The sequence below is a fragment of the Microbacterium sp. LRZ72 genome (assembly GCF_033792225.1).
Lineage (GTDB): Bacteria > Actinomycetota > Actinomycetes > Actinomycetales > Microbacteriaceae > Microbacterium.
In genome coordinates, this window is the sequence record NZ_JANGEX010000003.1 from 28,692 (window position 1) to 40,481 (window position 11,790).

General features: G+C 71.0%; 14 protein-coding genes. 3 read left to right on the forward strand and 11 right to left on the reverse strand.

Annotated features, from left to right (window positions below; all coding sequences use genetic code 11):
* Window positions 1–11 precede the first annotated feature (11 nt).
* The 9 genes from M4I32_RS04905 to M4I32_RS04945 form a co-directional block, all read right to left on the reverse strand.
* Complete coding sequence (locus M4I32_RS04905; protein ID WP_413466782.1) at window positions 12–1,070, reverse strand: permease; 1,059 nt, start codon at window positions 1,068–1,070, stop codon at window positions 12–14.
* Window positions 1,057–1,470, reverse strand: coding sequence for a transcriptional repressor (locus M4I32_RS04910; protein ID WP_319033382.1), 414 nt, complete (start codon window positions 1,468–1,470; stop codon window positions 1,057–1,059). Before M4I32_RS04910 ends, M4I32_RS04905 begins: the two co-directional genes overlap by 14 nt.
* Before the next feature lie 10 nt (window positions 1,471–1,480).
* Window positions 1,481–2,371, reverse strand: a complete 891-nt coding sequence (locus tag M4I32_RS04915; protein ID WP_319033383.1) for a metal ABC transporter permease — start codon at window positions 2,369–2,371, stop codon at window positions 1,481–1,483.
* Window positions 2,368–3,180, reverse strand: a complete 813-nt coding sequence (locus M4I32_RS04920; protein ID WP_319033384.1) for a metal ABC transporter ATP-binding protein — start codon at window positions 3,178–3,180, stop codon at window positions 2,368–2,370. The genes M4I32_RS04915 and M4I32_RS04920 overlap by 4 nt, the downstream gene beginning before the upstream one ends.
* A complete protein-coding gene (locus tag M4I32_RS04925; RefSeq protein WP_319033385.1) occupies window positions 3,177–4,181 on the reverse strand; it encodes a metal ABC transporter solute-binding protein, Zn/Mn family in 1,005 nt (334 codons plus the stop codon). The genes M4I32_RS04920 and M4I32_RS04925 overlap by 4 nt, the downstream gene beginning before the upstream one ends.
* A 212-nt stretch (window positions 4,182–4,393) precedes the next feature.
* The gene (locus M4I32_RS04930; RefSeq protein ID WP_319033386.1) at window positions 4,394–5,740 is read right to left on the reverse strand and encodes a dihydrolipoamide acetyltransferase family protein; all 1,347 of its coding nucleotides are present in this window, start codon (window positions 5,738–5,740) and stop codon (window positions 4,394–4,396) included.
* A gap of 47 nt (window positions 5,741–5,787) precedes the next feature.
* Window positions 5,788–6,768 (reverse strand): alpha-ketoacid dehydrogenase subunit beta, encoded by a 981-nt coding sequence (locus tag M4I32_RS04935; protein ID WP_319033387.1) that lies wholly within the window; start codon window positions 6,766–6,768, stop codon window positions 5,788–5,790.
* Window positions 6,765–7,895 (reverse strand): thiamine pyrophosphate-dependent dehydrogenase E1 component subunit alpha, encoded by a 1,131-nt coding sequence (locus M4I32_RS04940; RefSeq protein ID WP_319033388.1) that lies wholly within the window; start codon window positions 7,893–7,895, stop codon window positions 6,765–6,767. Before M4I32_RS04940 ends, M4I32_RS04935 begins: the two co-directional genes overlap by 4 nt.
* Entirely contained in the window at window positions 7,892–9,016 is a 1,125-nt protein-coding gene (locus M4I32_RS04945; protein WP_319033389.1) for a histidinol-phosphate transaminase, read from the reverse strand. The genes M4I32_RS04940 and M4I32_RS04945 overlap by 4 nt, the downstream gene beginning before the upstream one ends.
* 78 nt (window positions 9,017–9,094) lie before the next feature.
* Here M4I32_RS04945 and M4I32_RS04950 point away from each other — a divergent pair, with 78 nt between their 5' ends.
* Genes M4I32_RS04950 through M4I32_RS04960 form a run of 3 tightly spaced genes read left to right on the forward strand, consistent with a single transcriptional unit; the run spans window position 9,095 to window position 10,126 of the window.
* Window positions 9,095–9,301, forward strand: coding sequence for a ribbon-helix-helix protein, CopG family (locus M4I32_RS04950; RefSeq protein ID WP_319033390.1), 207 nt, complete (start codon window positions 9,095–9,097; stop codon window positions 9,299–9,301).
* The gene (locus M4I32_RS04955; protein WP_319033391.1) at window positions 9,298–9,672 is read left to right on the forward strand and encodes a type II toxin-antitoxin system death-on-curing family toxin; all 375 of its coding nucleotides are present in this window, start codon (window positions 9,298–9,300) and stop codon (window positions 9,670–9,672) included. Before M4I32_RS04950 ends, M4I32_RS04955 begins: the two co-directional genes overlap by 4 nt.
* 58 nt (window positions 9,673–9,730) lie before the next feature.
* Window positions 9,731–10,126 carry a phage holin family protein gene (locus tag M4I32_RS04960; RefSeq protein ID WP_319033392.1) on the forward strand — a complete coding sequence of 132 codons (396 nt, stop codon included), beginning with the start codon at window positions 9,731–9,733 and terminating at the stop codon, window positions 10,124–10,126.
* Here M4I32_RS04960 and M4I32_RS04965 read toward each other — a convergent pair.
* Both M4I32_RS04965 and M4I32_RS04970 read right to left on the reverse strand, forming a co-directional pair.
* Window positions 10,095–11,426: a hypothetical protein gene (locus M4I32_RS04965; protein WP_319033393.1), complete on the reverse strand. Its 1,332-nt coding sequence runs from the start codon at window positions 11,424–11,426 to the stop codon at window positions 10,095–10,097. The genes M4I32_RS04960 and M4I32_RS04965 overlap by 32 nt on opposite strands.
* 53 nt (window positions 11,427–11,479) lie before the next feature.
* Window positions 11,480–11,773, reverse strand: a complete 294-nt coding sequence (locus M4I32_RS04970) for a hypothetical protein (protein ID WP_319033394.1) — start codon at window positions 11,771–11,773, stop codon at window positions 11,480–11,482.
* Window positions 11,774–11,790 lie beyond the last annotated feature (17 nt).

Here is an 11,790-nt window from a genome sequence, read left to right on the forward strand (position 1 = left end):
GCGCACTTCCCTCACGCAAGCAGATTCACCCCCATGCCGATGACGAATGCCGACGAGAGCACCACCGCGACCATGACCGCGATCGTGCGGGTCGTGAAGGTCGTGCGGAACAGCGCCAGCATCTTGATGTCGACCAGGGGTCCGACGAGCAGGAACACGACGAGCGATCCCGGGGTGAAGGTCGAGGCGAACGACAGCGCGAAGAACGCGTCGACGTTCGAGCAGATCGCGACGGTGAGCCCGAGCGCCATCATCGCGAGAATCGAGAGCACCGGGTTGGAGCCGATCGCGATCAGCACGTCGCGCGGCACGAGCACCTGCACAGCACCCGCGATCGCCGAGCCGATGATCAGTGCGGGCATCACGGCCCGCAGCTCCCGCACGAAGATCTCGAGGCTCTGCGTGGCCTGTGAGCCGTGCAGGCCGTGATCGTGCGCGCACTCGGCCCGGAAGCGAGCCGTCAGCAGGCTCCCCGGGTCGGGATGACGGGAGTAGAGCCAGCCGATGAGGTTGGCGATGAGGTACCCCCCGAGCAGCCTGGCGACCAGGATGCCGCCGTCCCAGCCGAACGCCTGGTGCGTCGTCAGGATGACGATCGGGTTCACGATCGGAGCGGCGATGAGAAAGGTCAGGGCCTCGGGCACCGAGAACCCGCGGATCAGCAGGCCGCGAGCCAGCGGCACGTTGCCGCACTCGCACACCGGCAGGAACATGCCGAGCAGCGACAGCGTCGCGCGGCGCGCCCACGCCCGGCGCGGCATCCATCTCTCCACGAGCCCGGGCGGCACCCACACCTGCACGACCACCGACAGCAGCAGTCCGAGCACGATGAACGGCAGCGACTCGATGAGCACCGAGAGACCGAGGGTGAAGCCGTCCTGGGCGCGGGTAGGCAGCGAAGCGCCGAAGAAGCCCGGCGCCCACGCGTCGACCGCGAAGAGCGCCGCGACGGTGACCGCGCCGATCGCCAGCCCGATGAGGGGACCGCGCCGGATACCCGCCGAACGAGGCGGGGACGGGGGCGAGGACGGGGATGAGGTGCGCGAGCGCGCCGGGCTACGGAGTGACACGCTCGGCTGTTCCGGCGGCCGTGCAGGCGGCGCACAGCCCGAACACGTCGACGATGTGGGCGGCCTCGGTGAAGCCGTGCGACGAGGCTGTGCGCTGCGCCCACACCTCGACCTCGTCCGCCTCGATCTCGACCGTGAGCAGACACGAGCGACAGATGAGGTGGTGGTGATGCCCGGGCGTGCGGCATGCCCGGTACAGGCTCTCGCCTTCCGGGCTCTGCAGACTGTCGGCGTCGCCGGTGGCGGCCAGGTCGGCGAGTGCGCGGTAGACCGTCGCCAGTCCGATCCCCGTGCCGTCGTCACGCAGCCGCGCGTGCAGCGACTGGGCGCTCACGAATCCCGCGCTGTCGTCGAGCGCGTCGCGGACGCTGTCGCGCTGCCACGTGTTCCGCTTGGCCATGCCGACGATTCTAAGCGGCCGGCACCTTGGAGGACCCCGAGGACGCGGCGCGAACCACTCGCCCGCGACGACCCCCGACGATCCGGCAGACAACGTAGATCAGGAACGAGATCGTCGTGATGTAGGGACTCACCGGCAAGGTGCCCGCGATCGCGAGCAGGATGCCGCCCACGGCCGAGACGAAGCCGAAGGTCGCCGCGAGCAGCGGCACCGCCACCGCTCCGGAGCTCACGCGCATGGCGGCGGCGGCCGGGGTCACGAGCAGCGCCATCACGAGGAGCGCGCCGATGATGTGCACACTGACGGCCACGATGAGGCCGAGGAGCAGCATGAAGCCGAGCGAGACCGCGGTGGTGGGCACGCCTCGCGCCGCGGCCGACTGGGGGTCGAGCGAGTCGAAGCGCAGCGGGCGCCAGACCAGGATCAGGCCCGCGAGCACGACGAGGCTGATCGCGATCAGCCAGCCGAGCTGGTCGGCCTGCACCGAGACGATCTGTCCCGTGAGCAGGCTGAAGCGATTCGCGCTCCGCCCACTGTAGAGAGAGAGGAACAGGATGCCGAGACCGAGCCCGAAGGGCATCAGCACCCCGATGATCGAGTTGCGATCGCGAGCGCGAGCGCCGAACCAGCCGATGAGCCCCGCGGCGACGAGCGATCCCACGATCGATCCCGCGACGACATCCAGGCCGATCAGGAGCGCCGCCGCGGCGCCGGCGAACGACAGCTCGCTGATGCCGTGCACGGCGAACGCCATGTCGCGCTGCATGACGAACACGCCCACAAGGCCGCCGACCAAGCCGAGCACCGCCCCGGCGATCACCGAGTTCGACACGAGGGCGAAGATCGCGCCGTAGTCGGGCAGTCCCCCCAGGAGGGCGTCCCAGATCTCCTCGGCGTTCATCCGCCCACCTCGTCGTGGTGATGGTGAGACGCTTCGGCGTCAGGAGCGCCGACGACGACCAGGCGATCGCCCGCGCGCAGGACGAACACGGGGGCCCCGTACAGGTCGGTGAGCACGCGGGAGTTGAGCACGTCGTCGGGGCGGCCGAGCGTGAACCGGCCCCCGGCCAGGTAGAGGATGCGGTCGACGCGGCCGAGCACCGGATTGATGTCGTGGGTGACGAAGAGCACGGCCGCCCCCGTCTCGCGGCGGTGCCGGTCGATGAGCGAGATGACCGACTGCTGATTGGCGAGATCGAGGCTCGTGAGCGGCTCGTCGCACAGCAGCAGGCGCGGGTCGTCGGCGAGGGCCTGTCCGGCCCGCAGCCGCTGCTGCTCACCGCCCGAGAGCAGCCCGATCGGCCGGTGGGCGAACTCGCGCGCCCCGACCTCCTCGATGAGCGACTCGATGCGCTCGCGGTCCCGCCGGCGCGGGATCGGCGGACCGAACCGGTGCCCGTTGACGCCGAGGGCCACCAGATCGCGGCCGCGCAGCGCGGCATCCGGAGGCAGTGGACGAGATTGGGGGATGTAGCCGATGCGGCGATTGCCGGGGCGCGCCACCCGCGCTCCGAGCGCGGTGATCGAGCCCTCGCTCAGGTGCTCGAGACCGAGGATCGCGCGCAGGAGCGTGGTCTTTCCCGAGCCGCTCGGGCCCAGGACGGCGATGAACTCCCCGGGCTCGACATCCAGGTCGAGGCCGCTCCACAGCTCCCGCCCGCCGCGGCGCAGCGCGGCGCCCCGGATGCGCAGGGGTGCCGTGTCGGTCACTCCGCCAGAGCGCCGGAGAGGGCGCTGATGTTCTCCGTCATCCACGAAAGGTAAGTCTGGCCCTCCGGGAGCGTTTCGGAGAACTCGATCACCGGGATGCCGGCGGCATCCGCGGCGTCGATCACCTGCGTCGTCTCCGCCCCGCCCGTCTGCGCGTTCGTGATGACGACTCGCACGTCGCCGCTGTCGAGCTGTTCGAGCGCCTCGAGCAGGGTCGCGGGCGGCACGTCCTGGCCCTCCTCGACCGCCTCGCTGAAGGCCGCGGGGGTCACGTCGGTGAGCCCCGCGGAGGCGATGAGGTACACGGGAACCGGCTCGGTCACGAACACCTCGGCACCGCCCTGCTCGGCCTCGAGCTCGGCGAGGTCGACCTCGAGCTCGGCGATGCCGTCGATGAACGCCTGGGCGTTGTCTTCGAAGACCTCGGCGCGCTCCGGCAGCATCGTGCTGAGCTGCGCGGCGATGTCCTCCGCGAGGTGCTCCATCGTGTGGGGGTCGTACCAGACGTGCTCGTTGAACCCCTCGATGTGGTCGTGGCCGGCGTGCTCGTCCTCCGCGTGCTCCTCCTCGGCGTGTTCGTCCTCCGCGTGCTCGTCGTCCGAGTGCTCCTCCTCGGAGTGCTCGTCTCCCGGCCAGTCGTGCGCGTACTCCGCCGCGGTCAGCACCGGAACGTCGGTGCCGCTTGACTCGATCAGACCGTCGACGAACGCGTCGTACCCGCCGCCGTTCTCGATGATGAGGTCGGCTTCCGCGATGGTGAGCTGGTCCTGCGCCGTGGCCTCGTACTCGTGGGGGTCCTGCGCCCCGGAATCGATGATCGAGACGACCTCGGCGTCCTCCCCGCCGATCTCCTGGGCGATCTGCCCGTACACGTTCGTCGAGGCGACCACGGTGAGCGTGTCGCTCTCGTCACCGGGCTCACTCGTGCCGGCGCAGCCGGCCAGGGCGAGCGCCGAGACGGCGGGAAGGATGAGGGCGGCAGGGAGTCGTCGGCTGTTCACACTGCGAGTCTATAGGTATTGATAATCGTTCTCAACTCTGCGAGCGCTTCCTCGCGCCCTCCTCGCCCACACCGCCGCTCATCTGTCGCGGATCGACGCGTGAGGCCCGCCACGCGAGCGGTTCGCGACAGGCGAGCGAACTGGGGAGGGGAAGGGCCGCGGGGCGAGCGCGCGCGGGCGAAGAGGGAACGGGGAGCAGACGGCGTGAGCGATCAGTCCAGCAGCAGTGCGGGCTCCTCGAGCACCGAGGCGATGTCGGCGATGAAGCGCGAGACGCCGTCGCCGTCGACGACGCGGTGATCGAACGACCCCGACACCGTCGTGACCCAGCGCGGGCGCACCTCGCCGTCGACGACCCACGGCTTCTGCCGGATCGCGCCGAGCGCGACGATGCCGACCTCGCCCGGATTGATGATCGGGGTGCCGGCATCCACGCCGAACACGCCGATGTTGGTGATCGTGATGGTGCCGCCGCGCTGGTCCTCGGGCCGCGTCTTGCCTTCGCGCGCCGTCAGCGTCAGCTTCTCGAGCGCACGGGCGAGCTCGCGCGTGTTGAGCTGCTGCGCGTCCTTGATGTTGGGCACCAGCAGCCCGCGCGGGGTCGCCGCCGCGATCCCGAGGTTGACGTAGTGGCGCACTCGGATCTGGGCGCCCTCGTCGGTGTCGATCCACGCCGCGTTGACCATGGGGGTGCGGCGCACGGCCCAGATCATCGCCCGCGCCATGATCAGCATCGGCGACACCTTGACGTCGGCGAAATCCGGCGACGCCTTCAGCCTCTTGACGAACTCCATCGTGCGCGTCGCGTCGACGTCGACCCACACCGACACGTGCGGCGCGGTGTACGCGCTGCTGGTCATCGCGTTCGCCGTCGCCTTGCGCACGCCCCGCACCGGGAACGACTCCTCGCGGGCGCTGTCGGCGGGGGCGGGCTCGGGCGGGGCGATGGATGCCGAGGGCGCCGGCGCAGCGGCATCCACGGGGATCGTCTCCTCCCGCACGTCGCCCCATGCGGGCGTCTCGATGTTGCGGAACACGCTGGCCTGCGACGCGTGCCGCAGCACGTCCTCGCGAGTGACCTCGCCGGCGGGGCCGCTCGGCTGCACATCACCCAGCTCGACGCCCAGGTCCTTGGCCAGCTTGCGGATCGGGGGCTTGGCGACCACGCCGACCGACGCTGCGACCGGGCGCTCGGGCTTCTTGCGACGACGCGACGAGACCTGGCCCGCGGCGCCGTAGCCGACGAGCACCGCCCCCCCGCCCTCGTCGGACGCCGCCTCCGGCTCCGGGGCGGGGTCGGAATCGGATGCCGGGTCCCCGGCATCCGCGATCGTCACGATCGGCTTGCCGACCTCGACGGTCTCACCCTCGGTCGCGAGCAGCTCGCCCACCGTGCCGGCGAAGGGGGAGGGCAGCTCGACGAGCGACTTGGCCGTCTCGATCTCGACGAGCACGTCGTTGACCGCGACGGTGTCGCCGGGCGCGACGTGCCACGAGACGATCTCGGCCTCGGTCAGCCCCTCGCCCACATCGGGGAGGAGAAAGGTCTGCGTGCTCATCGGGGAATCCTTTCGAGTGGGCGCACCGGGGATGCCATGCGGTGTCCTCAGTAGGCCAGGGCCCGGTCGACGGCCTCGAGGATGCGGTCGGCATCGGGCAGGAAGACACCCTCGAGCTTGGCCGCGGGGAAGGGCACGTCGAAGCCCGACACCCGCAGCACCGGCGCCTCGAGAGAGTAGAACGCCCGCTCGGCCACCGTCGCGGCGACCTCGCTGCCGAGGCTCGTGAAGCCGGGGGCCTCCTGCGCGTACACCATGCGACCCGTCGAGCGGACGGAATCGAGGATCGGGCCGTAGTCGACGGGCGAGAGCGAGCGCAGATCGATGACCTCGCAGCTGACCCCCTCCGACTCGGCGAGCGCAGCCGCCTGCAGCAGCGTCGTGACCATGGCCCCGTGCCCCACGAGCGTCACGTCGGTGCCTCGCCGCACCCGGCGGCTGGCGTGCAGCGGCAGTGCCCGCTCGGCGGTGTCGATCTCGCCCTTCTGCCAGTAGCGGCTCTTCGGCTCGAGGAAGACGACCGGGTCGTCCGACGAGATCGCGTCCTGCATCATCCAGTACGCGTCGTTCGGGGTCGACGGGCTCACCACGCGAAGGCCCGGCGTGTGCGTGAAGTACGCCTCGGGGCTCTCCTGGTGGTGCTCGATCGCCCCGATGTGCCCGCCGTACGGGATGCGGATGACGACCGGCATGCGCAGGGAGCCCTCATGCCGGTTCGTGAACTTCGCGAGCTGGCTCGTGATCTGATCGAACCCGGGAAAGACGAATCCGTCGAACTGGATCTCGCAGACGGGGCGGAACCCCGCCATCGCCAGGCCGATCGCGGTGCCGATGATGCCCGACTCGGCCAGCGGGGTGTCGACGACGCGCTTCGGGCCGAAGTCGGCCTGCAGGCCCTCGGTGATGCGGAACACCCCGCCCAGCGGGCCGATGTCCTCGCCCATGAGCATCACGCGATCGTCGTCTTCGAGCGCGCGGCGCAGACCGGCGTTCAGCGCCCGGCCGAGGGGCAGCGTCGTGTCGGTCATGCCGGCCCCTCCTCGAGCGATGCCTCGTAGTCGCGCAGCCACCGGCGCTGTTCGTCGATGAGCGGGTGCGGCTCGCTGTAGACGTGAGCGAACATCGCCTCGCGATCCGGCTCGACCAGCGTCACCGTGCGCGCGCGGGTGTCCTCGGCGACCTCGGCCGCGTCGGCATCCACCGAGGCGAAGAACGCCTCGGACGCGCCGCGTGCCGCGAGGAAGGCGCGCATCCGCGCGATGGGATCGCGCTCGGCCCAGTACTGCTCCTCATCCGAGGTGCGGTACTTGGTCGGATCGTCGCTGGTGGTGTGCGCACCCATCCGGTAGGTGACGGCCTCGATCGCGCGCGGGCCCCCGCCCGCCCGCGCCTCTTCGAGGGCGACACGACTGACGGCGTAGCTGGCGAGCACGTCGTTGCCGTCGACCTGCACGCTCGGGATGCCGTACCCCCGGCCGCGCTCCACCAGCGGCGCCCGCGACTGCGTCGCGACGGGCACCGAGATGGCCCACTGGTTGTTCTGCAGGAAGAACACCTGCGGCGCGTCGTAGCTCGCGGCGAAGACCATCGCCTCGTGCACGTCGCCCTGGCTCGAGGCCCCGTCGCCGTAGTAGACGATCACGGCCTCGTCGCGCTCGGGGTCGCCCGTGCCGCACCGGCCGTCGAAGGCCAGTCCCATCGCGAATCCCGCGGCGTGCAGCGTCTGCGAGGCCAGCACGAGCGTGTAGATGTGGGTGTTGCCGTTCTTGGGGTCGAACGGGTCCCAGCCGCCGTGCGTCAGGCCCCGCATGACGCGGATGATGTCGACGGGGTCGACGCCGCGGATCTGGCAGACGGCGTGTTCCCGGTACGACGGAAAGAAGTGATCCTGCGCTCGCGCGGCGCGCACGGAGCCGACCTGGCCGGCCTCCTGGCCGAGGCTCGGTGGCCAGAGCGCGAGGTGGCCCTGCCGCTGCAGATTCGTCGCCTCACGGTCGAAGGCCCGGCTGCGCACCATGTCGCGGTAGAAGGTCTCGAGTTCGGCGTCGCCCAGCGCGTCGATGATCGGCTGGTACCGCTCCGCGGAGGGTGTGGGGGCGAGGGTGCCATCGGCCGCCAGCACACGCACGACGTCCGGGGATTCGAGCGGCATCATTTGCCCCACGCTAACGCCCTCCCCTCGTGCTCCGGCGGGAGGTTCTCTACAACGGATGCTGCGATGCGTACCACTTTCTCCACAGACTCCTCCTCGCCGACCGAGATCCGGATGCCGTCACCGGCGAACGGGCGGACGACGATCCCCCCCGCGTCGAATGCGGCCGCGACATCCATCGTCTGCTCCCCGGCGGCAAGCCAGACGAAGTTGCCCTGTGCATCGGGAACCCGCCAGCCGGCGTCGCGCAGGGCCTGGGCGAGCTCGTCGCGGCGACGGGCCAGCGCATGCACCCGCTCGAGCAGCTGATCCTCGCACTCGAGGCTCGCGAGCGCGGCCACCTCGGCGTGCCCTGTCACCGACAGGGGGATCGCGGTGCTGCGCGCCGCGTCGAGCACGCGCGGATCGCCGATCGCATAGCCGATTCGCAGCCCCGCGAGCCCGTAGGCCTTCGAGAACGTGCGCAGCACGACGACATTCGCCCTGTCGCGGTAGGGCAGGCCGCTCAGCCCGTCGACGGCGCGCGGGTCGGTCACGAACTCCGCGTAGGCCTCGTCGAGCACCACGAGCACATCGGCGGGGACACGCGCGAGGAACGCCTCGAGCTCGTCGCGGTGCACCGCGGGTCCCGTGGGGTTGTTGGGGCTGCAGACGAGCACCGCCCGGGTGCGCTCGCCCACCGCGGCGGCCATCGCGTCGAGGTCGTGCCGGCCCTCGGCGGAGACCGGCACCGTCACGCTCGCGGCGCCGGTGACCGTCACGAGCAGCGGATAGGCCTCGAACGACCGCCATGCGTAGACGATCTCGTCACCCGGACCGGCGACGGCGCTGAGCAGCTGCGACAGGATCGACACGCTGCCGGCCGCGACGTGCACCGCATCGACCTCGACGTCCCAGCGGCCGGCGAGCGCCTGGCGCAGGCGGGTGGCGGCAGCGTCGGGATAGCGGTTGATGTCGTCGGCGGCGGCGATAGCGGCCAGGACACCCGGAAGGGGCGCGAAAGGGTTCTCGTTGCTCGAGAGCTTGTAGGCGGCCGCATCCGCGTGTCTGCCCTGCTTGTAGGCGGGCAGGGCCGCGATCTCGGGGCGGAGGCGCACGGGCGGCGCGGCGGGGGAGTCGCTCACGCGAACGAGTCTAGGAGCGGGTGGATGCCGCGGCCGGGATATCGCGTGGTACCGGTGTGGTATCGGTACCATCGTGGTATGGCTATGACCGTCCGCCTCCCGCCCGAACTCGACCGCGCCCTCACCGCCCTTGCCGAGGAGCGGCACACGTCGAAGCACGCGCTGCTCATCGAGGCGACGGATCGGTTCGTGCGAACCGAAGCGAAGACCGCTCGCCTCCTTGAGGCCGTGGACGCGGTCGGGACGCAGTACCGAGACACGATCGAGCGCCTGCGGGACGCATGACCGAAAACATCGGCCCCGAAGAAGCACTGGCGGTCGTCCATCACCTCGGCCTGCACATCCGCGACGAGGGCTTGCTGCTGTCGGCACTCGCCCGTCCCGCTGCGGCGATGTTCGGCCAAGACGCGTATCCCCTGATCGAGGACAAGGCAGCGGCACTCTTCTCGTCGCTGGCGCAGAATCACCCGCTGTTCGACGGTAACAAGCGGCTCTCCCTTTATCTGACCTTCGCCTTCCTGCGCGTCAATGGGATCGGCGTGACGTTCACGAACGACGAAGCCTTCGACCTCGTCCTCGCCGTCGCACAGCGTCGTCTCGAGCTCGTCGACATCGCCGCCGAGCTGCGTGCGCACATGGTGGCGCTGGCGGGCTGAGAGAGCGCGTCACCCGGCCGTCGCGGGCGTGCGCGACGCGTGCCAGGATGGGAGCACCATGCGCTTCATCGTCCGCGTCGTCGTCAACGCCTTCGCCATCTGGGTCGTCACCCTGATCCCGGCGCTGCAGGTGAGCGTCACGCCGTTCGCCCCCGGCGAGACCCTGCAGCTGGTGCTGACGCTGCTGCTCGTCGCCGCGATCTTCGCGATCGTCAACACGATCATCGGCACGCTGATCCGCATCGTCGCGATTCCCCTCTACATCCTCACCCTCGGCCTGATCTCGCTGCTGATCAACGGCTTCCTGCTCTGGTTCACGGCGTGGATCACGTCGTTCTTCGGGTTCGGGCTCGTCGTGGAGCACTTCTGGTGGGGGGTCGTCGCCGCGCTGTTGATCTCGATCATCAACGCGATCTTCGGGCTCATCCTGCGGCCGCAGAAGAAGAAGGACTGACCGGGCGCGGTTGCGCCGCGTACTCCGTCGCCGTCACGGACTCGGCGTCGCCCAGATGCGCCCAGAGGCCCGACAGCCCGCGTGCACGGGGATCGGTCGACGCGTCGATGAGTGCGGCCGTCTCGATGTAACCGTCCATCTGATGCGCGGGCAGCCATCCGTCACGGATGCCGGGCAGTGGGTCGGCGAGCCGCTCGGCGATGAAGCTGCCCGGCGCCCCGCTCGGCCCTGGTACGGGCGGTCCGGCGAGCGCGGCGACCACGTCGTCGCTGTGCCGCACATCCACCGACAGCACGTCGGCGGAGGCCGGTGGCAGCACGGGGGAGCCGAACCCCACGAGGGTGCGCACGTCCGGGTCGCTCGCGGCGAGCATCGAGGCGATCATCGCGCCCTGCGAGTGCCCCACGGCATGCACGGTCTCGCCCTCCCGGTGCCCGGCGTCGGCGAGCGCCGCGGCCACGGCATCCGAGCTCGCCGCGCCACGGCCGCCGTACAGCTCGAGATTCGAGTCCATGTCGAAGAGCTCGTCCCCGCCGCCGAACGACTGTGTGCCCGCGACGTAGACCACCCACTCGCGCCGCCCCGCGGGCATGTCGTAGCGCTCCACCCGCACGCGAGCCGCCGCCCCGCCCGGAATCCGCGTCGCAACCTGCGTGAGACCGACCGGCGCCTGCGTGGGGGCGCGGCGCACCGGGTCGACGCGAGCGCGGCCCGTCGCCGCGAACGCGGGATCGATGCCTCGGGCACGCACCGCGGCCGTGTGGGACAGCACCGTGGCGCGGAACATCGCCACCAGCCCCGCCGCGAGCGCACCGGGCAGGGGCCCGAGCGTCGCCGTGCCGCCCATCAGCACTTGATAGGCGAGGTGGTCGATGCTGTGCCGGTCCGCGACAGCGCCCGTCGCGTCGAGGGCGCGGAACAGATCCTCGGTCGATCGGTCCGCCTCCGTTGCGCCGAGATACCGGCCCGCCAGCTGCGCCACCCGTCGAGCGATGACGGCGCGCTCCGATTCGACGCCGACACCGGATGGCGCCGCCGAGCGCGGCAGCGCCAGCCAGCGCGCCCGCAACTCGGCGAGTTCGTAGCGGTCCGCGGCGTGAACCAGGTCGTCCGCGAGCTGCTCGGCGCGCTCGGCCACGCGCACCGTGTCGGTCGCGAGCGCGTCCAGGCGGCGCTCGAGAGAGCGCACGGCGAGCGTCGTTGCGACCGGCTCCACCTCGAACCAGGCCGCGCGGATGCCGGTGGCCGCGTCACGCAGCCGCAGGCCCAGCGAGCGCGCCTCGAGGGCGGCGGCCCGCAAGGACGCGGTGTCGACCAGCGTCGTGCCCCCCGAGCTGATCGAGAGCCCGCCACTCAGAGCGCACCGTCCATGCGTGCGTCGAAGAGCAGGCCCTGCCCCCGCACGCCCTCGCGCAGGTCGTGGACGCGCAGCATCAGGTGCGCCGCGCGCTCGGAGAGGTCGTCGCCGGCGACCCTGAACACATCGGCCGCCTGCCCCTCCCAGGCCACCTCGTCGCGCAGGGTGCGGGCGGCCGTCGTCGCGGCATCCATCTGGTCCACGGGAGCGGCGAGCACCGTCCACGCGGACTCGAGCGCGTCTCTGGTGCGGGCCCATGCCGCGACCAGTTCGGGGGTGGGTGTGGGCACGCGTCCACCCTGACGTC